A 21,926-nucleotide genomic window follows, 5' to 3' on the forward strand; every position below is an offset into this window, starting at 1 on the left:
GACAAGCCCGTCGGCGACCGCAGCCGACTGCACAGACCGAGCGCGCTGTCGATCCTTCGTACGAGGTACGGCATTTCCGGACATACGCGCCTCTGCCCGTCTGCTTGCCCGCCCAGTCCACCGTGGCCAACCGCGCCACAAACGTCTACTTCCGGCCTGGTTGGGCAACCAGTCACTATATTAGCCTGTTTGGGTGGTTCTGATCTCGCCGAAGAAGGGAGTACAGAGTTCGGTACGAGGGGAAGAAGGTTCGGACATGGCTGATTGGACGTCGGTCTCCGGTAGCCTCACGGCGATTTCCGCCGGGTCGAGGACCACCGTGTGGGGTGTCAACGCGGCCGGCGGCATCTACCGGTACACCAACTACGACGCGAACCCCTGGGTGAACATCCCCGGCTCCCTCAGCGACATCGGAGCCGCCGCCGACGGCACCGTATGGGGAGTCAACTCCGGCAACGACATCTACCGCTACACCGGCGACCAAGGCGCCAACACCTGGGTCAAGATCCCCGGCAGCCTCACCCGCATCTCCGCCGGCTCCAGGACCAACGTCTGGGGCGTCAACTCCGCCGGCGGCATCTACCGCTACACCAACAACGACGCGAACCCCTGGGTGAACATCCCCGGCTCCCTCAGCGACATCGGAGCCGCCGCCGACGGCACCGTATGGGGAGTCAACTCCGGCAACGACATCTACCGCTACACCGGCGACCAAGGCCCGAACCCCTGGGTCAAGATCCCCGGCAGCCTCACCCGCATCTCCGCCGGCTCCAGGACCAACGTCTGGGGCGTCAACGCGGCCGGCGCCATCTACCGCTACACCAACAACGACACCAACCCCTGGGTGAACATCCCCGGCTCCCTCAGCGACATCGGCGCGGGCGTCGACGGCACGGTGTGGGGCGTCAACTCCGCCCACGCGATCTACCGTTACACGGGGGACCAGCCGAGCTGACCTCCACCGACACCGACATACGGGGCCACCGGCCACTCCCCCGGGGCCCCTCCCCCGCACCCGCGCGCCCACGTCACCGGGGAGCGCGTGGGATGGAACCTCAGGCCGGGAGGGGCCAGTTCGGGCCGTCGGGGTGGGCGAGCCAGACGGTCTGGGCCTCGTCGGTGACGGTCATCCCGAAGGCCGTGTGGTCGGGGGCGCCCGCCGCCTGCCATACGGTGAGGGCGTTCTCCACCTGGTCCCACAGCCGCAACGGCCCGTGCTGGTGGACTTCGCTGCCCTCGGTCCACGCCTGGGAGCCGGTGGCCACGTCCACGAGGGCCACCGTGCCGTCGTCGCCCGCGGTGAAGAACTCCGCGGAGGGCGCGGCGAGTTGTGCGACGAACAGCCCGGTCCAGTTCTGCAGCAGCCGGGGATCGACGCTGCTGGTACGGGTGTGCCCGGCGGCCCGGTAGAACGCCGGTCGTGGCGGGCGCTCGTGGGGCCGGGCAAGCATGTACGAGACCTCGTCGCGCTCGAAACGCCCGGTGGCGACCCCCTCCTCGTCAAGTGTGAGGCGGATCAGGCCCGAGGCCCCCATCCAGCCGTTGAGCGTGGTGGTGATGGTGCCGCCGTCGCGGACCTGCCAGAGCCACGAGCGGGGGATGTAGCGCACGGAGCAGGTCGCCACGATGGCGTCGTACTCGGCTCCCTCCTGATGTCCCAGCAGCCCGTCGCCGGTGACCAGCGCCGGGGCGTACCCGGCGGCCCGGAGATGTGCGGCGGCGCTCGCGGCGAGACCCGGGTCGTACTCGACCGAGGTGACGTTCTTCTCGCCGAGCCGGTGACACAGGAGTGCGGTGGAGTACCCGGTTCCCGTACCGACCTCCAGCACCCTGTCGCCGTCCGTGATGCCGGCCACCTCAAGTGTCCGTACGACCAGGGAGGGGAGCGTCGAGGACGACGTGGGGCTCCCCGTCCGCGCGGCATCGGCCTCTGCGGCGTCAACGCCGTCCACCTGGGTGACCCAGGTCGTGTCGGAACAGACCCGGCGCAGCCACTCCTCGTCGCCGATCTCGGAGCGGCGCACCGGCTGCCAGTTCGGCCAGGAGTAACGGTAGTAGGCCGCGTCGACGAAGAGTTCGCGCGGGACGGCCGCGACGGCTTCCAGCCAGGCGGGGTCGGCAGCGGAGCCGCTGTCGCGGATCTTGTCGGCGAGTTCGCGGCGCAGTGCGGCGGCGAGATCAGGGGTGCTGGGGGTCATACGGGGTCCCGCTCACCGCTGGGAGCGGGGCCGACGGGGTTGGCGTCCGGGGAGAACGTCCAGATGTACTGGGTGTTCGCGGTGACCGTCATGCCGTGGTCGTAGACCGTGGGGGCGCCCGCCGCGGTCCAGGTGTCCCAGGCGTGTTCGAGTTCGTCGGCCAGGCGGCGCGGGCCGCCCTGGTACGCGAGGGTCCGGCCGTCGCCGACCGCCGAGAGCGACGCCCAGGACGTGAGGCCGTCGTGCAGCCAGGCGTTCACGCCGTCCGCGTCGGTCGCCGTACGGGCCTCGACGTCCGGGAGCGCGACGCGCAGCGCGAACCGCAGGTGCGCGTCGGCATGCAGAGGCGTCAGGTCGCGTTCGACGGGACGTTCGTCCTCGGCAGCGCCGCTCCCCCGGACCTGCGTGAACCCGCGGACCGGCCCCCGTTCGGTCCCCCGCGCGGGCATGAACTGCGCCAGCCCCTGCATCCAGCCTGTCGCACTGCGGCCGTCGGCGGCGACGGTCAGGGCGACGTGCCCCAACCGGCCCCAGGGCGTGACGATCCGGCCGCCCGGACGCGTCTGCGCGATCCACGCCCACGGCACCCGCTCGACGGCGTACGTCGAGACGACCCGGTCGTACGGCGCGCCCTCCGGCCGGCCCGCGGCACCATCGGCGATCTGGACGTCCACCGCCGCGCCCACCGCGTCCAGGCGGGCGCGGGCCCGCGCGGCGAGGTGGGCGTCCACCTCGACGCTGGTGACCCGGCCGGCCCCGGCGCGGTGGGCGAGCAGGGCGGCGTTCCAGCCCGTACCCGTGCCCAACTCCATGACGCGGTGGCCGGGTTCGAGAAGCAGGGAGTCGAGCATGTCGACCACGACGGCCTGGCACGACAGGCTGGAGGACGCGCGGCCCTCGGTCACCTGGGTCACGGCCGCGTCGTCCGGCCCGCCGTACACCTCGTCCGCCCAGAGCCCGGGGTCCGTGGCGCGGTCCACGGGTACGTACGCGCGGCCGTCCCAGTGCCACAGCCGGTCCGGCGCGAACCGGTCGCGCGGTACGGCGGCCACGGCGTCCCGAATCCACGGCGAACGCTCCGGCCAGGCACCCCGGCGCGCCATCTCGTCCGCGAGGCGCGCCCGCCGCGCGCGAAGGTCGATCACGAACGCTCCCGCTTCTCGTACTTACTTCTTGTGCTTGCCGTCCGAGGGCGGGGACGGCGGTACCTGCCCGTCCGCGTTCCCGGGCGGCGGCTCGCCCTGCCCGGGGTCCGGCGGCGGCTTCTCGTGCTCACCCATCATGGCCCTTTCGTCGAAGCGAGGGTTTGACCAACCGTTGCGCACGTCCTGCGCACAACGCGCTGTCCACGCCCATCGTGGCGCAATTGGCTCGCATTCGGAAGGCAGACTTCGCACCAAACTGCGCACTCCGGTGCACGCGGCGGTACGCAAGTGCGCCCCGCCGCCGTGGGTCGCGGGGCGCTGAGATCGGAGCGTGCCGCTGCTGCCCAAGGACGCCAGCCCGGGGTCGTACGCGGTGCGGATCGCACTCGTAGGATCGGGGGCGGCGGTGCCGGGCGGCTCGATGGGTGCCGTGCGGCGACGCGATCGGCTGTTGCGGGCCGGCCACGGCGTCGGTGCCCGGCCGACTTCTCGCTGCGAAGGAAACCCCGTCCCATGCCCGACACACTCCAACACCTCGCAGGCACACCGGTGTTCGTATGCGCCTCCGACGGCGCTCCGCTGCGGGACGAGCGGGACGCGACCGAGGTGATCGGGGAGGGGTACTACCAGGGGGCCGCGTGGGTCGCGGTCCCGGTCGAGCGGCTTACGGACGACTTCTTCCGGCTGCGTACGCGTGTCGCGGGCGACATCGTCCAGAAGTTCGCCACCTACCGGTTGAAGCTCGCCGTCGTCGGGGACATCTCCCAGCACCTGGAGGCCGGCACCGCGTTGCGGGACTTCGTCCGCGAGTGCAATCGGGGTACGCAGATCTGGTTCGTGCCCGACATCGACGCGCTGGGCGCGCGGCTCGCGGAGAGCTGAGCGGCCCCGGGCGGGTCCAGCTCGTTGCAGGTGATCGCCGTCGCGGCTCGCGGCGGGCGGCGGGCGGTTCGGCGGCGAGTTGGAACAGCGCGGTGGAGCGGGTCTCGGCGAGGCGGATACCGACCTTGCGGAGGCGTTCGCCCATGGCCCAGGTGCTGATCGGGCGGCTGGGCCGAGTCGGACGATGTCGCGAAGGCGCCGGCGCCCGTGTTCTGGCAGACCGAAGCCACTCAGCGCAGTACGGCCGCCAGCAGGTCGGCCCCCAGCGTCGTCGTCGCGGACAGGTCGAGGGTGTAGTGGACGTAGCGACCGCGCCGCCGGACCGTGAGGAGCCCGGCGCGGCGCAGGACAGCGAGGTGGCGGGAAACCTCCGGGGGTGAAAGTTCCCAGGCGTGGGCCAGCTCACCGGTGGTGTGCGGACCGCGGGCCAGCGTACGCAGTAGCCGCAGCCGCATCGGATGCGCGAGTGCATCCAGCCGTAGTGTGACCGTTTCCAGTGACACCGGCTCCGATGGACTCGGCTCGGCCACGGGGTACTGCACCACCGGATGCCACCCGGGCGCGTGGACCATCACCAGGTGCGGGCAGCCGAAGACGCTGGGGATGAAGGTGACCCCGGTGCCGTGCGCGGCGATCGCCTTGTCCTGCAGCTTGTCCACGATGATGCTGTCGCCGTCCGGCGCCAGGGTGACCGCGTCGGAGACCGACGCGAGTGCCGCCCCGATGCCCTGGCGCTTCAGCAGGTCGTTCTTCAGGCGCAGGTCGGTGGCCAGTTGCACGGCGACGCCCGTCCAAGCGGCGTCGAAGAAGGCGTCGACGCACTGTTCGAGGGTGCGGCGCACCCGTGCCCGCACGGCGGCCGGATCTGCGAGCAGCCATTCTGCGAAGGCCTCTTGCAGCGGGCTGCGGGCCCGGGCCAGGTCCAGGGCCCGCCCGCGCGCGGTCGCGTCGGCGAGCGGCGACGGCGCGGCGAAGTGGACCCGGTTGCTGCCGCACGTGGTGACGAGCGCGGACGCCACATACGTTTCGTCGTCGATCCGGTCCACGTCGTCCAACTCCTCGACGAGGGTCGGCCGGGGACGGGCGGGGACCAGGAAATCGGCTCGCGAGGAACGCCAGAGGAACTCCGCCTCCCGCAACCGCTCGGCCAGCTCCGGCCGCAGCCCGGCCCAGACATCCCCGGCCCAGCCGGTGAGTCGTGGATGATGCCCGGGTTCGGCCAGCACGTGCAGCATCGCGGTCAGCTCGGCCAGCGGGGAGGCGGCGAACCGCAATCGCTCGGAAGGCAGGCCGCCGATGTCAATCCTCAACGTCACCCCCTCATCATCACTGATCGTAAGGCCGACGACATCACTGGCCGTACGGCCGACGGCCGCGTCGATTGACCATGTCCGTCAACCGACGTGACCAGCCCGGCGGCCGAACGAACCGTTGACGCCATGGCAACCACCACCAAGATCCAGCCGCGCGCCCTCGTCCGTGCCTCCGGAGGCCCCCGCTATGCCATCGCCCTGGCCGTGGACGCGCTCGGCACCGGCCTGCTGCGGCCCTTTCTGCTGCTCTACGGGCTCACGGTGCTGAGGCTGTCCGCATCGGCCACCGGCGTCGCCATGACGGCCGGCGCCGTCGTGGGTCTGGTGTGCATGCCCGCTGTCGGCCGATGGCTGGACCGGGGCGCACGCAGCACGGTCGTGGCAGCGTCGATGCTGGTACGGGTGCTGGGCGTGGCGCTGCTGCTGGCCGCCCCGGCGGGACACGTCTGGCTGTTCGCGACGGCGGCGCTCTTCCTCGGCATCGGCAACCAGGCATGGCCGGCCGCCCACGCAGCCCTCGTGGCCACGGTCGCCCACGGCCGGGAACGCGACGCCGCTCTCGCGGCAGGCCGCGCCCTGCGCAACGCCGGCCTGGGCGCGGGCGCGCTCCTCGCCACCGCGTGCCTGGCGGCCGGCACGACCGCAATGCAGGTGCTGGCAGCCGTCACCGGGCTCGCCTATCTCACTGCGGCGGCCCTGGCATGGTCGGTTCACCTGCACGCCCGTCCGGCCGCTCATTCGGCCAAGGCCAGGGCCGACGGGCCCGCGCCTCGGATGCGCGCGCTGCTGGCCGCCAACGTGGTCTACGTCTTCTGCCTCAACATCACCGAAATCGCGCTCCCCCTGGTCCTGGTGACGCAGTTGCACGCATCCCCGGTGTGGTCGGCAGCCATCTTCGTGGCGAACACGGTGCTGGTGGTCACCCTCCAGGTTCCGGTCACCGTCCTGATGTCCCGCTTCTCCCGGCGGACCGTGCTGGCTCTCGCCGGCGTGGTACTCACCGCGTCCTACCTCGGCTTCCTCGCGGCCACCTCACTGGGGCACGGCTGGGGCGCCCCCGCTGTCGCCACGGTGTCCGTGCTCTGCACCATCGGCGAGATCATCTACGCCGGCAGCGCCACCGCGCTCGTCACCGCCCTCGCCCCGGCCCATGTCCTGGGACGCGCCCTCGCCCGCTTCCAGCTCTCCACGGGCTTCGGCCTCGCCGTCTCCCCGGCAGTCATCACCGCTCTCGCACCCCACGGCTCGGCCGCCCTCTGGGGCAGCCTCGCCGCTGCGACGCTCCTCTCCGCCTTCGCCGTCGCAACCGAGAAGGATCAAGGCGCGGCTCAGCGGTTGATGCCGCCGGGCGCCAGCAGGATCGTGAGCTCGGCAATCGCCTCTGGCGACGGCTTGAAGTAGCGGCGGACGTTCTCCGGCTTCTTGTGGCGGGACTTGTTCCTCAAGCCCCGGTACGCACGTGACACATGTTCCACCATTTCCGGCCGTACGGACCGGACCCTGCCGTGCGGCAGGGCCCGGGAGAGATCCGTTACGGCCGGCTCAGCCCGCGACGAACGTCCCCTCGCGGACGGCCCAGGCGAAGGCGGTCCACGCGGCGGCGGGGAAGAGCAGGGCGGGGCCGTCGGGCACCTTGGAGTCGCGTACGGCCATGGCTCCGTCCGGCATACGAGCACCCTCGACGCACTCGCCGCCGTGGTCGTTGCTGTGGCTCGACTTGAACCACTCGGCGTCCAGGTGGGCGGCCTCCACACACTCGCCGCCCTGCCCATTGCTGTAGCTCGACTTGAACCAGGTGACGTCAAGGCGCGCGGCTTCCACGCATGCGCCGCCTTGGTCGTTGCTGTAACTGGACTTGAACCAGTTCGCGGCGGCCAGTGCATTGTTCACGGTCAACACTCCCTCGGGCCGGGGCTGTTGGGACGAGTGTGCGCTCGTACAGCCCCGGCCGCCAGGATGCGTCGCCCCTTTCGGGGAGAGGTCAGGCCAGGGGGAAACGGCCTGCGTTGACTGCTGAGGTGAAGGCGGTCCAGGAGTCGGCGGGGAAGACCAGGGCGGGGCCGTGGGGGTCCTTCGAGTCCCTGACCGCCATTGCCCCGCCCTCAAGGCGGGCACCCTCGACGCACTCGCCGCCCTGGCCGTTGCTGTAGCTCGACTTGAACCAGTCGGCGTCGGTGAGGGCGTCAGCCTTGATGGTCATCGGTATCAATGCTCCTTGATTGCTTCCTTGATCATGCTCAGGGACTCCTGTGGTCCCGGAGCAAGGGCTTGCAGATCGGAGACCGCGTCCGCGTACCGCTCGACATCACGGTCAGCCCGTTTGACCCATGCGTCTGCCAGGTTCTCCAGGTAGACCATCGGCTTCAGTGCACTTTTCTCGGGGAATTGAAGCATGACGAACGACCCGTCCATCCCCGCGTGATCACCAGCGCGGAACGGCAGGACCTGCACTCGTACGTTGGGGCGCGACTCCACGAGGTCCACAATGTGGGTGAGCTGGTCCCGCATGATGGGCGACTCCCCCACAGGTCGGCGCAGCACCCCCTCGCTGATGATCGCTGTGAACCTTAGCGGCGAGATCGAGCGGCTGAGAACCTCCTGCCGCATCATGCGAATGGCCACATGCCGGTCGACATCATCGGCGGAGAGCGACGCGTGAGCCCACCGGTGGACCACCCGGACGTATGCCTCGGTCTGCAACAGGCCGGGGATGAATTCGGCCTGGTACGTCTGAACCGCCACCGACGTCGCCTCCAGGTCGAGGAACGCCTTGAGACCAGGGCCAATGACCGGGCGATAGTTGGGCGACAGCCACCAGTCCTTCTTGGTTTTGGTTACAGCCGCGTACGACTGCAAACGGTCTGTCGTCTCCAGGTCAGCGCGATAGATCGAGCACAACGCCACAACGTCGGAGGGCTCGACCACCGTGTTCTCCCCGGTCTCCAGCCGGGTCAGCTTCGACGGACTCCAGATCAGCTTCTTGACCACCTGCGCGCCCTTGATTCCGGCTGACAGCCGGAGTTGGCGCAACTCGCTGCCGAGTTGCAGACGGCAGAGGGCGGGCGTCGCCGCCTCCACGTCTGTGAGCATCCGCTTCTCCTTTGCGCAACATCCAGTGTGTGGGCCGGAGTTCCAACCCTGCAAGGAACCTTCTGCGCCAGAACGGGAGGTGCCGCAGGGGCACGTGAGGCCACCGTCCGGGCATAGAAGGTCCCGCAGAAGATTGGCGAGCAGAATTCCCGAGCCCGCTACTAGCTTAGTAGTTCTGCTGCCATGATGACATGCAGTTGGTCACATTGCGCAGCCAACTCCTCGCCGAGCGTGGTGAAGACGTTGGCGCGCGCCCCTTTCGGCGCGCCACGCGCCCCCCTTGGACGACAGGAGAGCGGAACGATGACGGACTCCCCCACCACGCGCCCGGCGCCGTTGACGGCGGGCGGCAACACCCCTCCCACCTGCGGAAACATGGCGTATCTGCCGACGGCCCTCGTGCCGCTCGCGCTGGCCGCGCACGCGGAGGGGACGTACGGGCGCGAGGACGTGCAGCGGCAGCTGCGTTGCGGGTTGGAGAAGCACCACGACGGGGCACACCACGGGTTCGTGATGGAACTGGCGGGTGCGGAGAGCGGATCGGTGTGGACACGGTGGCGGACCGACGAAGCGCCGGAGGCCGTGGTCGTACTACCGGACTGCGACGGGCGGACCGAGGACGGGAAGGACGTGTGCGAGGAGTTCACCGGGCACCCCGGCGGACACACCTGGCAGTTGGAGGACCCGTGGCACAACGCCCTCGCCTGACGTCACGCGTACCGAACCCAGCAAGGAGGTGGGGCCGATGCGTCAGCCCGCCGTAAGGCAAGAGCGCGACACCGTTTCCGGCGCGGGGAGCGTCGAGGACTCGGGCACCGTACTGACCAGGGACTCGCACGCGCCCGGCCTGGCCCGGCACTACGTCGCGGGGGTGCTGATCGGGCTGCGGGTGCCGCCGTGCGTCGTCGAGGCGGCGCGGATCATCACGAGCGAACTGGTCACCAACAGCGTCAAGTACGGCTGCGCCCAGTGGGTTTGGGTGCGGGTACGGATGCGCGCGGGTGGGGGCGGGGTGACGCTCACGGTGTCGGACAGCACGCCCTACCGGCCGTTGCCCACGGCGGGTACGGCGGGTGACGACGACGAGAACGGCCGCGGGCTGTTCCTGGTGGACGCGCTGGCGGCCCGCTGGGGGCACGGCTGCGCGGGGGCTGACCCGTCGTACGGGACCGCCGTCTGGGCCGAGTTGACGTGGGAGGCCGGGGCATGACGCCGGGGGTGATCAGAGAGACGGCGGTGTGGTCGTGGCTGGATCGCACGGGGTTCGGGCACGCGGCCTTTCTGCTGCTGGTCCATCCGGACCCGGCGGTGGGTGACTGGCTGGCGCGTTCGCTGCGGTTGGCGAAGCCGAGGCGGCGGTTGCCGGAGATCGGCGACCGGGTGACCGTACTGTCGGCCGAGCGGGCGGCCCTGCGGTTCGACGGGGCGACGCATCTGATGCAGGTGCCGGTGGGCGAGCACTGGTCGCGGTTCCTTCTCCTGGGCGGGCCGGCGGCGGTGATCGTCGGGATGGCGCCGCTCGCGCGGGAGGCGGAGCCGAAGGAGGTCGGCGCCTATCTGGCGCGGGCGTCGGCGGCGGATCGGCTGCGGATGGGGATAAGTCGGCTGCCGTGAGGGGCCCTTGGGCGGGCAGCGGCACAACGCGCAGGACCGCACACGGCCGTACGGTCCCGTACGACCCGGCCGTACCGCTCAGCCCGCAGGCGCGGCGGGGCGGGGGCGGACGAGGCCCGACTCGTAGGCCGCGACGACGAGTTGCGCGCGGTCGTGCGCGCCGAGCTTGGCCATCGTGTGGTTGATGTGGGTCTTCACGGTAAGTGGACTGACGCCCAGCCGCTCGGCGATGAGGGCGTTGGACAGGCCGCCCGCGACCTCGACCAGCACTTCGCGTTCGCGCACGGTGAGGGTGTCGAGGCCGGGGACGGTACGGGGACCGCCGTCGGCCGCCTGCTGCTGGGCGACGAAGCGGGCGATCAGGCTCTTCGTCGCCGACGGGGACAACAGGGCCTCGCCTGCGGCAACGGTCCTGATGGCGCAGAGGAGTTCATCGGGTTCCGCGCCCTTGCCGAGGAAGCCGGCGGCCCCGGCGAGGATGGCCCGTACGACGTACTCGTCGGCCTCGAAGGTGGTCAGGACGAGGACGGCGGTGCCGCGCAGATCAGGGTCGGCGGTGATCTCACGGGTGGCCGCGATGCCGTCGGTGCCGGGCATGCGGATGTCCATGAGGACGACATGGGGGCGGGTGGCGCGGGTCAGGAACACCGCCTCCGCGCCGTCCGCGGCCTCGCCGACGACGGCCATGTCGGCCTCGGACTCGACGAGGACGCGCAGCGCGCCGCGCAACAGGGCCTGGTCGTCGGCCAGTACGACATCGATCCGAGGCGGGCGCGGCCCGGTGCCACCGCGCGCGTCGGCGCCGACGGACACAGCGGGGTCGGTCATGTCACGGGCTCCGCCGGCGGGTTGGGGTGGGAGCGGGGAGCGGTGGAGAGAGGAAGGCGTACCCAGACGCGGAAGCCGCCGCCGGGGCGGGCGCCGGTACGGCAGACACCGCCCAGCGCGCTGGCGCGTTCGTGCATGCCGAGCAGGCCGTGGCCGCCGAAGGGCGCGTCCGTCGGCTGCGTCGGGCTCGGAATCCCGGGCGGGACGGCCGAGTTGGACGGTGGGGCCGACAGCGGGCCCCGTACGCCGTCGTCGTCCACGACCACTTGCAGCTCGTCGGGCTCGCGCCTGATGCGTACGACCACGGCCGCGTCGGGGCCCGCGTGCTTCTGGACGTTCGTCAACGACTCCTGGATCACGCGGTACACGGTGAGATCGACGCTCGCGGGCAGCGGCGTGGCCGGGTGGGTGCCGTGTTCCTCGACGGTGACCTGGAGGCCCGCGCGGCGGAAGCCGTCGAGGAGTTGGTCGAGCACGTCGAGCCCGGGGGCGGGTTCCATCGGCGCCTCGGGTTCGCCCTGCTGCCGCAACAGGCCGACAGTCGCGCGCAGTTCGTCCAGCGCGGACCTGCTGGCCTCGCGTACGTGGGCGAGTGCCTGCTTGGCCTGGTCGGGGCGGCTGTCCATCACGTGGGCGGCCACGCCCGCCTGGACGTTGACCAGGGCGATGTGATGGGCGACGACGTCGTGCAACTCACGGGCGATCCGCATCCGTTCCTCGGCGACCCGGCGTTTGGCCTCTTCCTCGCGGGTACGTTCGGCGCGGGCCGCGCGTTCCTCGATGGCGGCGACGTACGCGCGACGGCTGCGTACGGCGTCACCGGCCGCCGCGGCCATGCCGGTCCAGGCGAAGACGGCGAAGTTGACCTGGCCGTACCAGGGTCCCGGGCCGAAGATCATGGCGAGCGCGGTGAGGCCGACGCAGGCCGCGAGGCCGATGACACGGGTGGTGGGACGGTCGGTACGGGCCGCGACCGTGCAGACCGCGACGGCCGCGGCGAGGATCACGGGGATCGGGCCGTCGACCGGGCGCAATGCGATGAACAGCGCGGACAGGACGCAGGTGAAGGCGAGCACCGCCCAGGGCAGGCGGCGGCGCAGACACAGGGACGCGCAGGCGAGCGCGACGAGAACGGTGTCGACCGGGCCGAGCCGGTAGGTGTGGACGCCCGCGACCGTACCGAGGACGATCAGCCCGAAGGCGGTGGCGGCCAGCCCGGCGTCCGCGGTGCCCTGGTGGGCGTGCAGCCACTGGCGCGGGCCGCTGAGGGCCTTGGGGGACGTCCGGGACGGATACGGCACGGTAGCCAACGGTAAGGGACGCGCGCCCCCACCCCGTACCCCCGGCACCCCCTACCTCGCCCCCGGGCCCGCCGCCCCGGCCGCGCGAGGGTCTGGCCGGGGCGGGCGGGGCTTTGGCCGGGGCGGGGCTTTGGCTGCGCGGCGGGCGGGGTCGGCCGGAGATCAGCCCGAGATCAGCCGGGAATGAGGCCGGCTTCGGTGAGCATCTCGCGGACCTCGTCGAGCGACGCGTCCGGGGACGGGAGGATCAGCTCGGACGGCTCCAGGGCGTCGTCCGGCAGCGGGCTGCCGAGCTTGCGCACCTCGTCCAGCAGGGCGCCCAGCGTCCGCCGGAAGCCCTCCTCGTCGCCGGCCTGGACCTCCGCGAGCAACTGGTCGTCCAGCGTGTTCAACCCGGTGAAGTGGGCGTCGTCCAACTTCACCTGGCCCTCCCCCATGATCCGTACGATCATGACGGCCTCCTCGTAGCCGGTGGCGTGACGCCTACTGCTTGTCGAACCTGGGGGTGTCCTGCGGCTGGCCCTGGGCCTTCGTGCCGCCCTGGCCCTGGCCGCCCTCGATGGCCTGCTGGGAGCCACTGCCGCCGGCCAGCTCCGCCTTCATCCGCTGGAGCTCCAGCTCGACGTCGCTGCCGCCGGAGAGCCGGTCCAGCTCCGCCTGGATGTCGTCCTTGGCCAGACCGCTCGGGTCGTCCAGGGCACCGGACGCCATCAGCTCGTCCAGCGCGCCCGCACGGGCCCGCAGCTGCTCGGTCTTGTCCTCGGCCCGCTGGATCGCCATGCCGACGTCGCCCATCTCCTCCGAGATGCCGGAGAAGGCCTCGCCGATCTGGGTCTGCGCCTGGGCCGCCGTGTAGGTGGCCTTGATGGTCTCCTTCTTCGTACGGAAGGCGTCCACCTTGGCCTGGAGGCGCTGGGAGGCGAGCGTGAGCTTCTCCTCCTCGCCCTGGAGCTGGGTGTGCTGCGTCTCCAGGTCAGTGACCTGCTGCTGGAGCGCGGCACGGCGCGACAGCGCCTCGCGGGCCAGATCCTCCCGGCCGAGCGCGAGCGCCTTGCGGCCCTGGTCCTCGTAGGTCGCCGACTTCTTCTGCAACTCGGTGAGCTGCAATTCGAGCCGCTTGCGGGACGTGGCCACGTCCGCAACGCCCCTGCGCACCTTCTGCAGCAGCTCCAGCTGCTTCTGGTACGAGTAGTCGAGCGTCTCGCGCGGGTCCTCGGCCCTGTCCAGGGCCTTGTTGGCCTTCGCGCGGAAGATCATTCCCATCCGCTTCATGACACCGCTCATGGGCCTCGCGCGCCCCCTTCTCGGCAAATGCTCCAGCACCTCTACAGACCCCAGCCTACGGGCCCTGGTTCCATTACCGCACTGTTCGGTCCCGGATGCGCTCATCCGCAAGGACGATCACGGTTCGATGACCTCCGGCCCAGGGAGTAGGTGAGGGGCTGGGGTGCGGGCGCGGGAGCACGTAACCTGGAGGTGTGTTCCGACGTCGTTCCGAAGATGAGCAGGCTTCCTCCAGCACCGCGGTCCTGGACGAACAGCCCCGTGACCCGCAGGCTCCCAAGGGTCGTCCCACTCCCAAGCGCAACGAGGCGCAGACGCAGCGGCGCAAAGCCGTGGTCGCGCCGACCGACCGCAAGGCGGCCGGCAAGCAGGCCCGTGAGACCCGCCGGCTGGCGATGGCCAAGCAGCGCGAGGCCCTGGCCAACGGCGACGAGCGCCACCTGCCCGTTCGCGACAAGGGTCCGGTGCGCAAGTTCGCCCGCGACTACGTGGACTCCCGGGCCCGGGTGGCCGAGTTCTTCCTGCCGCTGGCCGTACTGATCCTGGTCATGAGCATCATCGGCTCGATGCAGAGCCTGTCGCTGCTGCTGTGGCTGATCGTGATCGTGGCGATCGTCGTCGACTCGCTCGTGACGGGGCTGCGGCTGCGGTCGGAGCTGCACAAGCGGTTCGAGGGCAAGAACACGAAGGGTGCGGTCGCGTACGGCTTGATGCGTACGCTTCAGATGCGCAGGCTGCGGCTGCCGAAGCCGCAGGTCGAGCGCGGCACCAAGCTCTGAGCGGGGAGTACGGGGACCTCGGGGCGGGCGGCCCTGCGGGGTCGGGTGAGTTTTACGGGACGGCGGGCGGGGGACCGGGGTTCGCCGAGGGGGGCTTCGGCGCGGCCGGGTTCGGGGGTGCGCCTTTTGGTGGCGAGTCCTTCGGCGCCGGTCCCTCTGGCGCTGGTCCCTTTGGCGAGGGTTTCGCCGGGCCCGTGACAGGGCCGGGGGGCGGACCCGGGGCCGAGCTGGTGCCCGGGGGCGCGGGGTTCCCCGGCGGGGCCGACCAGTGGCTGGCGAAGCTCGGCGGGCTGCGGAACACCGTCCGCCAGGAGCTGGTCGCCCGGCAGCTCGACGAACAGCTCGCACTCCACTTCCCGCAGCCCGCCGGTGCCCATGCCCGGCGGCGGCTGCGGGTGCTCGACATCGGCCCCGGCCAGGGCACGCAGGCGCTGCGGCTGGCCCGCGCGGGCCATGTGGTGACCGGACTCGAACCGGACGCGGCCATGCTCAGTGCCCTGCGGGCGGCGGTGGCGGTCGAGCCGGCGGACGTACGCGAACGTTTTGTCGTCCTGCGGGGCGACGGCCGCGAGACCGGGCGGCACTTCGGGCCCGCCTGCTTCGACGTCGTGCTCTGCCACGGCGTGCTGATGTACGTACCCGATCCCGAACCGATGCTGGCCGCGCTCGCGCGCGTGCTCGCGCCCGGCGGGATGCTGTCGCTGCTCGTACGGAACGGTGACGCGCTCGCCATGCGGCCCGGGCTGCTCGGGGACTGGGCGGGCGCGGTGGAAGCGTTCGGCTCGGACGCGTACACGAACCGGCTGGGGCTGGCGACGCGGGCGGACCGGCGGGAGCCGTTGACGGCGACGCTGGACGGGATCGGGGTGCCGTTGCGGGCGTGGTACGGGGTGCGGGTCTTTACGGACGCGGCTTCGGATCGGGCGCGGGCGCCGCGGGATTCGCGGGAGCTGGGCGTCTTGCTCGACGCGGAGGAGAGGGCGGGGCGGACGGATCCCTACCGGGGGGTGGCGGCGTTGTTGCATCTTTGTGGGGTACGGGGCTAATCGCTTCGCGCGGGTGGGGTTGTGGTGGGTGGACGGGGGCGCGTCCGTCGCCTTTGCGGCTCACCGCCGCGGGGGTGCGGGTGTATGCGGGGTGGGCGTTCGTCGCCTTTGCGGCTCACCGCCGCGGGGGTGCGGGTGGTATGCCGGGCGCGGCCCGTCTTGGGCTTGTCGCGCAGTTCCGCCCCCAGGCTCCGCCCGGGGGTACCCCCAGCGCCCCCTACGGGACCCTCTCCCCCGGTGCCCCTGACGGCGGTCCGCCGTGCCACGGGCGGTTGGATGCCGGGTGCGCCTGCAATTGGGCTGAGCGCGCAGTTCCCCGCGCCCCTAACGGGGCCCTCCTCCCCCAGCGCCTCTATGGGGCCCTCCTTCCTCCGGTGCCCCTGACGGCGATCCGCCATGCCCGTAGCGGTTGGATGCCGGGTGCGCCATGCGTCGTGGCTTGTCGCGCAGTTCCGCCCCCAGGCTCCGCCCGGGGGTACCCCCAGCGCCCCCTACGGGACCCACTCCCCCGGTGCCCCTGACGGCGGTCCGCCGCGCCACGGGCGGTTGGATGCCGGGTGCGCCTGCAATTCGGCTGAGCGCGCAGTTCCCCGCGCCCCTACTGGTTAGCGCGGGGTCCAGGGGTGGAGTTTTTGGGGGTTGCGGATCACCCAGATGTGTGTGATTCGGGGGGCCGCGATGTCGAACGCGAAGACTGTCACGGTGACGCCGTCCTGCTGGGCCACCAGGCCGGGCTGGCCGTTGACCGTGCGTTCCAAGAACGTCATGTCGACGGGCTTCCGGCGGGCGATCTCGATCCAGGCGTGGGCGATCCGCTCGCCGCCTTCGATGGGGTGCAGGAAGGTCGTCGCGAGGCCGCCGCCGTCGGCCGTCGCCGTGGCGTCGGGGTCGAGCAGGCCGATGAGGGCGTCGATGTCCTTGGCCTCCCACGCCTGCTTGAAGTCCCTGACGATGCCGGCGCGCTGGGCCGCCGGAGTCGAGGAGGGCCGCGAGGCCCGGATACGGCGGCGGGCCGAGGAGGCCAGCTGGCGGCAGGCCGCCGGCGTACGGCCGACGATCTCGGCCACTTCGGCGAAGGAGTGGCAGAAGACGTCGTGGAGGATGAACGCGACGCGTTCGGCCGGGGTCATCGATTCGAGTACGACCAGGAACGCCAGGTTGACCGACTCGTCCAGGGTGACCCGGTCGGCCGGGTCGGCCGTGGCTCCGCCCGGCCGCCCGTCGATCCACTCCGTACGTTCGGGCAGCGGCTCGGGGATCCATTCGCCCACGTAGGTCTCCCGCCGGGCCCGTGCCGAGCCGAGCAGGTTGAGGCAGATGCGGCTGGCGACCGTCGTCAGCCAGGCGCCGGGGGATGCGATGGCGTCCCGCTGCCGCGGGGACATGGCGTACCAGCGGGCGTACGTCTCCTGGACGGCATCCTCGGCCTCGGCCAGGGAGCCCAGGAGCCGGTAGGCGACATTGATCAGCTGGCGCCGCTCGCTCATGATCGCGTCCAGGCCCGGATCGGGCCGGCCCTGTCCCGGCCCGGATCGGGTGGTCATGGTGCCGACAGCTCCCTCGGTCGCATCCGCTCTCAGCGGTTCGACAGGACAGCGCGCCGGAATGTGAGGCCGGTGCGTCGCCTCACATTCCGGGGGGCTGCGTTGTCGAAGCGCTGAGACGAACACATCATCCAGCGGACAGGAAGTTCAGAGACATCATGACGACCCCGACGCCGACCACACCGTTCGCCGACCCGGCGCCCGCGCAGCGCGTGGAGCGGGCGGCCGCCGCACTGGCCGCACACGGTTTCACCGTGGAAATCCTCGACGACGTCGCCGCCGCGCGTACCCGTGTCAGGGATCTGATCCCGGAGGGCGCGAGCGTGTTCACCGGGGCCAGCGAGACCCTCCGTCTGTCCGGCATCGACGGGGACATCAACGCCGGCGGGCGGTACCAGGCCATCAAGCCGCGCGTCCTGGCCATGGACCGCGCCAAGGACGCCGACGACATCCGGCGGCTGCTCGCCGGCCCCGACGTCGTTGTGGGCAGCGTCGCCGCGGTCACCGAGACCGGCTCCCTCGTGGTCGCCTCGGGCAGCGGAAGCCAGCTGCCCGCCTACGCCGGTGGCGCCGCCCGCGCGATCTGGATCGTCGGGGCGCAGAAGGTGGTGCCCGACCTGGACACCGCGCTGCGGCGGGTCGAGGAACACTGCCTCCCGCTGGAGAACGTCCGCACCCAGAAGGCCTACGGGTGGCCCAGCGCCGTCAACCGCCTTCTCGTCCTCAACGGGGAGTACCAACCCGGACGCGGCACCGTCCTGCTGCTCCGCGAAGCCATCGGATTCTGAACCGCCCCCCAGCCGGGCCCGGGACACGATTGGCGGTCTGGGCGGGCCCGGGGGCGGAGGGGACGGGACAATTCGGGCATGAGTGGATCACTTATCGCCCGTACGCGTGTGGTGCCGTCCGCGGCCGTGCTGTGCGCGGCCGCGCTGCTCGTCGCCGGTTGCAGCTCGTCCGGCTCCGAGGCGTCCCGGACGTCGACGGCCCCGGGGGCCGAGGCCCCCGCCGCCGTCACGGCCTCCAACGGGGGCGACGCGCTCCAGAGCGCGTATCAGAACACGGTCAGGAACGTGCTGCCGTCGGTCGTGCAGATCAACACCGACCAGGACCTCGGGTCCGGTGTGATCTACGACGCCAAGGGCGACATCGTCACGAACGCGCATGTCATCGGCAACGCGAAGTCGTTCGTGGTGTCGCTGGCCACGGGCGGCAGGCCCCTCGCCGCGAAGCTGGTGTCCACCTTCCCCGCGAACGACCTGGCGGTGATTCGCCTCTCTTCTGTGCCGAGCGGATTGAAACCCGCGAGTTTCGGCGATTCAGGGAAGGTCGGCGTCGGCGAGATCGTGCTCGCGATGGGTAACCCGCTGGGGCTGTCCAGCAGCGTGACACAGGGCATCGTGTCGGCGACCGGCCGTACGGTCAGCGAGGGGAAGTCCGACAGCGGCGGGGGCGGCGGGGCCGGGGCGACCATCCCCGACATGGTGCAGACGTCCGCGGCGATCAACCCGGGCAACAGCGGGGGCGCGCTGGTCGACCTGAACAATCAGGTGATCGGAATTCCCACCCTGGCGGCGACCGACCCGCAGCTCGGCAGCGGGGCCGCGCCGGGGATCGGTTTCGCGATCCCCTCCTCGACGGTGAAGCGGATCGCCGACCAGATCATCAAGAACGGCAAGGTGACGAACTCCGGGCGCGCGGCGCTCGACGTGACCGTGCGGGGCGTGGTGGGCGGTGCGTTCCAGCCCGCCGGGGTGGCGATCGTGTCCGTCGTCAAGGGCGGCGCGGCGGCCAAGGCCGGGCTCAAGGCGGGTGACGTGATCATGAAGGTGGGCAGTACGCGGATCACGACACTCCAGTCGCTGACGGAGACGCTGGCGGCGTACAAGCCGGGGCAGGTCGTGAAGGTGTCCTACGACCGGGACGGCACGGCCAAGTCGACGAAGGTCACGCTGGGTTCGCTGTAGCCCGGGCCTCGGCGGGCGCCCGCAGGCCCAAGGCGGCCGGGCAGGCGGTCCGGCCCCCGGCCGGGAGACCCGCCGGGGGGCACAGACGACGCGGCCCCTGCCCGGGATCTCCCGGGCAGGGGCCGTTCGCGTCCGGCCGGGCGGCCGCACCCCGGCGGCCGGGCGCGGCTTACGCTTCCGTGTCCTCGGAGACCGTGGGCTCCGGGGCGGCGACCGGCTCCTCGGGGTGCAGGCTCATGGGGCCGTAGATCTTCGTGTCTCCCTCGAAGAGGACGACCTGGTCCGCGCCGCCCGCCGAGAGGTCCTTCCAGACCTCGCCCACCCAGGACTCCGCGTCCCCCTGTGTGGGGAACTCCTCGGGCTCCACCGCCGGCGGCACCTCGGTGCCGTCCGCCTTCTCGAACCGCCACGTCCACGCCATGTGTTTCTCCTCGGTCCTGGAGATCGTCCTGGAGATCATCTCAGCTGTGCTGCGCGTCCTGGCAGCGTACCGGCGATCTTCCGCAGGGCGGACCCCGCGCGGGCCTTCCGCATGGCGGACCCCGCGCGGCCGGTCGCCTCGGGACGCGAGACGATCGTCGGGTGGAACTGACTCTCCTCGGCACCGGCGGCCCCGAGGGCCTGCCCCTGCCGCACTGCCCCTGCGCGGCCTGCGCGCTCGCCGTGGGCGCCGGTGCGCGCGCGGCGACCTCGGTCCTGGTCGACGGTGTCGTACTCCTCGACCTCACCCCCGGCCTCGCGCTCGCCGCGGCCCGCGCCGGGGAGAGCCTGGGCGGGCTACGGCTGGTGCTGCTCACGCACCCCCACGACGGTCCGGCCGTCGAGATCCCGCCCGGTATCCCGGCGCCCGCGCGCGTGGCCGACGGGCAGCGGCTGCCGCTGCTCACCGGCCACCGGGTGCGGTCGGTGGCCGTGGACGCGCCGGGCACGGGATACGAGATCGAGTCGCCCGACGGTACGCGTGCCCTGTATCTGCCGCCGGGGTGCGCCCCCGCGGGCCTGGGCGCGTCGGAGCGGGCGGAGGCGCCGTACGACCTCGTGCTGCTCGACGTGGTCGACCGCCCCGACGCCCTTGCCCGGCTGCGGGCGGCCGGGGCGGTGGCCGGTACGACGGACGTGGTCGCCGTCCACCTCGGCCACGACGCTCCCCCGCGGCCCGAACTCGCGCGGCGGCTCGCGGCGTTGGGCGCGCGGGCGGTGGCGGACGGTACGACGCTGGTGGCCGGTGACTACCAGGAGGTGCCGGACGTGCCGCGGCGCACGCTGGTGCTCGGCGGAGCGCGTTCGGGCAAGTCCGCCGAGGCGGAACGGCGGCTCGCGGCCTTCCCCGACGTGCTGTACGTGGCGACCGGCGGCACCCGTGAGGGTGACACGGACTGGGCGCGGCGGGTGGCGCTGCACCGGGACCGGCGGCCGGCGGGGTGGCGTACGGAGGAGACGTACGAACTGCTGCCGCTGCTGCGCGAGGGGGGCGGGGCGCCGCTGCTCATCGACTGCCTCGGGCTGTGGCTGACGCGGGTGATGGACGAGGAGGGGGCGTGGGGCGCGGAGCCGGGCCTGTCGCTCGCGCGGGTGCGGGGTCGGGTGGACGAGTTGGTCGCCACCTGGCGTGCCACGCGGCGGACGGTGGTGGCCGTCTCGAACGAGGTGGGGTCGGGCGTGGTGCCCGAGACCGTCTCGGGGAGGCGGTTCCGCGACGAGTTGGGACGGTTGAACGCGGGGATCTCCGCCGAGTCGGAGGTCGTCCTGCTGGTGGTGGCGGGAAACGTGGTGCGGCTGCGGCCGTGAGGGGCGGTCGCGGCCGCGATGTCCGGTGGGGGACGTTGACGGGACCCGCCGGGAGGGCAGCCGGTAGGGTTCCCCCGTGACCGGGATTGATCTGGACGACTTCGGCTCCCTGGTGGAGCGACCCGACGCCGGGGCGCGGCGGGACTCGCAGGAGCGCTGGGAACAACTGATCGGCCCCGGGGCCCGCCTCGGCAAGCCCGCCGAGTTGGCCGACTGGCTCTCCGCCGTGCAGGGACAGGTCCCCGCGCGGCCGATCGCCCGCCCGCGCGTCCTCCTCTTCGCCGCCGACCACGGCATCGCCGAACTGGACGTCTCGGCCCGCCCCGCCGGAACGGCCAGTGTGCTGGCCCGCGCGGCGATCGAGGGCAGCGCGCCGGTGAACGTACTCGCCCGGCAGTACGGCGCCGAGGTCCGCGTCATCGACATGGCCCTGGACTGCGACCCCGCCGACCTCCCCGCCGACGTCACCGCCCACCGGGTGCGCCGCGGTTCCGGCCGCCTCGACATCGAGGACGCGCTGACCGCCGAGGAGGCCGAGCAGGCGTTCCGTACGGGGATCGCGCTCGCCGACGAGGAGGCCGACTCCGGTACGGACCTCGTGCTGCTGGGCGACCTCAGCGTCGGCGGCACGACGGTCGCGGGCGTGCTGATCGCCGGGCTGTGCGGGACGGACGCGTCGGTCGTGACCGGGCGCGGTTCCGGTATCGACGACCTGACGTGGATGCGGAAGTGCGCGGCGATCCGCGACGGTCTGCGGCGGGCCCGGCCGGTGCTCGGCGACCAGCTCGCGCTGCTGACGGCGGTCACGGGCGCGGACTTCGCCGCCATGACGGGCTTTCTGCTCCAGGCGGCGGTACGGAAGATGCCGGTCGTCCTCGACGGAGTGGTGAGCGCGGCCTGCGCGTTGGTCGCGCAGCGGGTGGCGTTCCGGGCGCCCGACTGGTGGGTGGCGGCGGCGAAGACCGGCGAGGCCGGGCAGGAGAAGGCGCTGGACCGGGTGTCGCTCCAGGCGCTGCTCGACCAGGGCGTCCAGGTCGGCGGCGGCGTGGCATCGGTGCTGGCCCTCCCCCTGCTCCAGGGCGCGGCCGCGCTCTCCGCCGAACTGGCCCCGGCCCCGGAGCCCGCGTCCACGCCTGCCTCGGCGTGA

24 protein-coding genes are annotated in these 21,926 nt (G+C 72.0%); 12 read left to right on the forward strand and 12 right to left on the reverse strand.

The window, feature by feature from the left end:
* Positions 1 to 256: 256 nt before the first annotated feature.
* A complete protein-coding gene (locus OHA30_RS07365; RefSeq protein ID WP_328912986.1) occupies positions 257 to 955 on the forward strand; it encodes a tectonin domain-containing protein in 699 nt (232 codons plus the stop codon).
* A gap of 100 nt (positions 956 to 1,055) precedes the next feature.
* Here the strand turns inward: OHA30_RS07365 and tgmC are convergent, their stop codons facing one another.
* Together tgmC and OHA30_RS07375 are read right to left on the reverse strand one after the other, a co-directional pair.
* The gene (gene tgmC / locus OHA30_RS07370) at positions 1,056 to 2,198 is read right to left on the reverse strand and encodes an ATP-grasp peptide maturase system methyltransferase (protein ID WP_328912987.1); all 1,143 of its coding nucleotides are present in this window, start codon (positions 2,196 to 2,198) and stop codon (positions 1,056 to 1,058) included.
* Positions 2,195 to 3,343: a methyltransferase domain-containing protein gene (locus OHA30_RS07375; RefSeq protein ID WP_328912988.1), complete on the reverse strand. Its 1,149-nt coding sequence runs from the start codon at positions 3,341 to 3,343 to the stop codon at positions 2,195 to 2,197. Before OHA30_RS07375 ends, tgmC begins: the two co-directional genes overlap by 4 nt.
* A 513-nt stretch (positions 3,344 to 3,856) precedes the next feature.
* On the opposite strand from OHA30_RS07375, the gene OHA30_RS07380 reads away from it, so the two are divergent.
* Entirely contained in the window at positions 3,857 to 4,225 is a 369-nt protein-coding gene (locus OHA30_RS07380) for a DUF4180 domain-containing protein (RefSeq protein ID WP_328912989.1), read from the forward strand.
* Positions 4,226 to 4,455: 230 nt separating this feature from the next.
* On the opposite strand, the gene OHA30_RS07385 is transcribed toward OHA30_RS07380, so the two are convergent.
* Complete coding sequence (locus OHA30_RS07385) at positions 4,456 to 5,541, reverse strand: DUF5937 family protein (RefSeq protein WP_328912990.1); 1,086 nt, start codon at positions 5,539 to 5,541, stop codon at positions 4,456 to 4,458.
* A 123-nt stretch (positions 5,542 to 5,664) separates the two neighbouring features.
* Between OHA30_RS07385 and OHA30_RS07390 the strand changes: the two genes are divergently transcribed.
* On the forward strand, positions 5,665 to 6,939 hold the full coding sequence (locus tag OHA30_RS07390) for an MFS transporter (RefSeq protein WP_328912991.1): 1,275 nt from the start codon (positions 5,665 to 5,667) through the stop codon (positions 6,937 to 6,939).
* Between the two features lie 141 nt (positions 6,940 to 7,080).
* On the opposite strand, the gene OHA30_RS07395 is transcribed toward OHA30_RS07390, so the two are convergent.
* The 3 genes from OHA30_RS07395 to OHA30_RS07405 all read right to left on the reverse strand — a co-directional run bounded on the left by OHA30_RS07395 (position 7,081) and on the right by OHA30_RS07405 (position 8,628).
* Positions 7,081 to 7,428, reverse strand: a complete 348-nt coding sequence (locus tag OHA30_RS07395) for a DUF397 domain-containing protein (protein WP_328912992.1) — start codon at positions 7,426 to 7,428, stop codon at positions 7,081 to 7,083.
* 91 nt (positions 7,429 to 7,519) lie between these two features.
* Entirely contained in the window at positions 7,520 to 7,738 is a 219-nt protein-coding gene (locus OHA30_RS07400; protein WP_328912993.1) for a DUF397 domain-containing protein, read from the reverse strand.
* A gap of 5 nt (positions 7,739 to 7,743) precedes the next feature.
* Positions 7,744 to 8,628, reverse strand: a complete 885-nt coding sequence (locus tag OHA30_RS07405; protein WP_328912994.1) for a helix-turn-helix domain-containing protein — start codon at positions 8,626 to 8,628, stop codon at positions 7,744 to 7,746.
* Positions 8,629 to 8,931: 303 nt separating this feature from the next.
* Here OHA30_RS07405 and OHA30_RS07410 point away from each other — a divergent pair, with 303 nt between their 5' ends.
* Genes OHA30_RS07410 through OHA30_RS07420 form a run of 3 tightly spaced genes read left to right on the forward strand, consistent with a single transcriptional unit; the run spans position 8,932 to position 10,242 of the window.
* Positions 8,932 to 9,336 (forward strand): hypothetical protein, encoded by a 405-nt coding sequence (locus OHA30_RS07410; protein WP_328912995.1) that lies wholly within the window; start codon positions 8,932 to 8,934, stop codon positions 9,334 to 9,336.
* 37 nt (positions 9,337 to 9,373) lie between these two features.
* The gene (locus OHA30_RS07415; RefSeq protein ID WP_328912996.1) at positions 9,374 to 9,838 is read left to right on the forward strand and encodes an ATP-binding protein; all 465 of its coding nucleotides are present in this window, start codon (positions 9,374 to 9,376) and stop codon (positions 9,836 to 9,838) included.
* A gap of 8 nt (positions 9,839 to 9,846) precedes the next feature.
* On the forward strand, positions 9,847 to 10,242 hold the full coding sequence (locus OHA30_RS07420) for a hypothetical protein (protein ID WP_328912997.1): 396 nt from the start codon (positions 9,847 to 9,849) through the stop codon (positions 10,240 to 10,242).
* Between the two features lie 78 nt (positions 10,243 to 10,320).
* Here OHA30_RS07420 and OHA30_RS07425 read toward each other — a convergent pair whose 3' ends face one another.
* From OHA30_RS07425 to OHA30_RS07440, 4 genes are all read right to left on the reverse strand, one after another.
* Positions 10,321 to 11,070, reverse strand: a complete 750-nt coding sequence (locus tag OHA30_RS07425) for a response regulator transcription factor (RefSeq protein WP_328912998.1) — start codon at positions 11,068 to 11,070, stop codon at positions 10,321 to 10,323.
* Complete coding sequence (locus OHA30_RS07430; protein ID WP_328912999.1) at positions 11,067 to 12,371, reverse strand: sensor histidine kinase; 1,305 nt, start codon at positions 12,369 to 12,371, stop codon at positions 11,067 to 11,069. Before OHA30_RS07430 ends, OHA30_RS07425 begins: the two co-directional genes overlap by 4 nt.
* Positions 12,372 to 12,544: 173 nt before the next feature.
* Positions 12,545 to 12,823, reverse strand: a complete 279-nt coding sequence (gene pspAA, locus OHA30_RS07435; RefSeq protein ID WP_328913000.1) for a PspA-associated protein PspAA — start codon at positions 12,821 to 12,823, stop codon at positions 12,545 to 12,547.
* Positions 12,824 to 12,854: 31 nt separating this feature from the next.
* On the reverse strand, positions 12,855 to 13,655 hold the full coding sequence (locus tag OHA30_RS07440; protein WP_328913001.1) for a PspA/IM30 family protein: 801 nt from the start codon (positions 13,653 to 13,655) through the stop codon (positions 12,855 to 12,857).
* Positions 13,656 to 13,849: 194 nt separating this feature from the next.
* Here OHA30_RS07440 and OHA30_RS07445 point away from each other — a divergent pair, with 194 nt between their 5' ends.
* Both OHA30_RS07445 and OHA30_RS07450 read left to right on the forward strand, forming a co-directional pair.
* Positions 13,850 to 14,434, forward strand: coding sequence for a DUF3043 domain-containing protein (locus OHA30_RS07445; RefSeq protein ID WP_328913002.1), 585 nt, complete (start codon positions 13,850 to 13,852; stop codon positions 14,432 to 14,434).
* 272 nt (positions 14,435 to 14,706) lie between these two features.
* Entirely contained in the window at positions 14,707 to 15,480 is a 774-nt protein-coding gene (locus OHA30_RS07450) for a methyltransferase domain-containing protein (protein ID WP_328917772.1), read from the forward strand.
* A gap of 605 nt (positions 15,481 to 16,085) precedes the next feature.
* On the opposite strand, the gene sigJ is transcribed toward OHA30_RS07450, so the two are convergent.
* A complete protein-coding gene (sigJ, locus tag OHA30_RS07455) occupies positions 16,086 to 17,024 on the reverse strand; it encodes an RNA polymerase sigma factor SigJ (protein ID WP_328913003.1) in 939 nt (312 codons plus the stop codon).
* Positions 17,025 to 17,182: 158 nt separating this feature from the next.
* Between sigJ and OHA30_RS07460 the strand changes: the two genes are divergently transcribed.
* Both OHA30_RS07460 and OHA30_RS07465 read left to right on the forward strand, forming a co-directional pair.
* Complete coding sequence (locus tag OHA30_RS07460; protein WP_328913004.1) at positions 17,183 to 17,812, forward strand: LUD domain-containing protein; 630 nt, start codon at positions 17,183 to 17,185, stop codon at positions 17,810 to 17,812.
* Positions 17,813 to 17,890: 78 nt separating this feature from the next.
* Entirely contained in the window at positions 17,891 to 18,991 is a 1,101-nt protein-coding gene (locus OHA30_RS07465; RefSeq protein ID WP_328913005.1) for a S1C family serine protease, read from the forward strand.
* Positions 18,992 to 19,160: 169 nt separating this feature from the next.
* Here the strand turns inward: OHA30_RS07465 and OHA30_RS07470 are convergent, their stop codons facing one another.
* The gene (locus OHA30_RS07470) at positions 19,161 to 19,412 is read right to left on the reverse strand and encodes a hypothetical protein (RefSeq protein ID WP_328913006.1); all 252 of its coding nucleotides are present in this window, start codon (positions 19,410 to 19,412) and stop codon (positions 19,161 to 19,163) included.
* Positions 19,413 to 19,573: 161 nt separating this feature from the next.
* Between OHA30_RS07470 and OHA30_RS07475 the strand changes: the two genes are divergently transcribed.
* Positions 19,574 to 20,779 (forward strand): bifunctional adenosylcobinamide kinase/adenosylcobinamide-phosphate guanylyltransferase, encoded by a 1,206-nt coding sequence (locus tag OHA30_RS07475; protein ID WP_328913007.1) that lies wholly within the window; start codon positions 19,574 to 19,576, stop codon positions 20,777 to 20,779.
* Positions 20,780 to 20,855: 76 nt separating this feature from the next.
* Entirely contained in the window at positions 20,856 to 21,926 is a 1,071-nt protein-coding gene (locus OHA30_RS07480) for a nicotinate-nucleotide--dimethylbenzimidazole phosphoribosyltransferase (protein ID WP_328913008.1), read from the forward strand.

Source organism: Streptomyces sp. NBC_00223 (assembly GCF_036199905.1).
Lineage (GTDB): Bacteria > Actinomycetota > Actinomycetes > Streptomycetales > Streptomycetaceae > Actinacidiphila.

Bases quoted from the DNA above. Each gene is read 5' to 3' on its own strand.
- OHA30_RS07415 (WP_328912996.1), top strand. From the start codon at position 9,374: ATGCGTCAGCCCGCCGTAAGGCAAGAGCGCGACACCGTTTCCGGCGCG.
- OHA30_RS07400 (WP_328912993.1), bottom strand. From the start codon at position 7,738: ATGACCATCAAGGCTGACGCCCTCACCGACGCCGACTGGTTCAAGTCG.
- OHA30_RS07465 (WP_328913005.1), top strand. From the start codon at position 17,891: ATGAGTGGATCACTTATCGCCCGTACGCGTGTGGTGCCGTCCGCGGCC.
- OHA30_RS07425 (WP_328912998.1), bottom strand. From the start codon at position 11,070: ATGACCGACCCCGCTGTGTCCGTCGGCGCCGACGCGCGCGGTGGCACC.
- OHA30_RS07390 (WP_328912991.1), top strand. From the start codon at position 5,665: ATGGCAACCACCACCAAGATCCAGCCGCGCGCCCTCGTCCGTGCCTCC.
- OHA30_RS07460 (WP_328913004.1), top strand. From the start codon at position 17,183: ATGACGACCCCGACGCCGACCACACCGTTCGCCGACCCGGCGCCCGCG.
- sigJ (WP_328913003.1), bottom strand. From the start codon at position 17,024: ATGACCACCCGATCCGGGCCGGGACAGGGCCGGCCCGATCCGGGCCTG.
- OHA30_RS07470 (WP_328913006.1), bottom strand. From the start codon at position 19,412: ATGGCGTGGACGTGGCGGTTCGAGAAGGCGGACGGCACCGAGGTGCCG.
- OHA30_RS07410 (WP_328912995.1), top strand. From the start codon at position 8,932: ATGACGGACTCCCCCACCACGCGCCCGGCGCCGTTGACGGCGGGCGGC.
- OHA30_RS07405 (WP_328912994.1), bottom strand. From the start codon at position 8,628: ATGCTCACAGACGTGGAGGCGGCGACGCCCGCCCTCTGCCGTCTGCAA.
- OHA30_RS07440 (WP_328913001.1), bottom strand. From the start codon at position 13,655: ATGAGCGGTGTCATGAAGCGGATGGGAATGATCTTCCGCGCGAAGGCC.
- OHA30_RS07380 (WP_328912989.1), top strand. From the start codon at position 3,857: ATGCCCGACACACTCCAACACCTCGCAGGCACACCGGTGTTCGTATGC.
- pspAA (WP_328913000.1), bottom strand. From the start codon at position 12,823: ATGATCGTACGGATCATGGGGGAGGGCCAGGTGAAGTTGGACGACGCC.
- tgmC (WP_328912987.1), bottom strand. From the start codon at position 2,198: ATGACCCCCAGCACCCCTGATCTCGCCGCCGCACTGCGCCGCGAACTC.
- OHA30_RS07365 (WP_328912986.1), top strand. From the start codon at position 257: ATGGCTGATTGGACGTCGGTCTCCGGTAGCCTCACGGCGATTTCCGCC.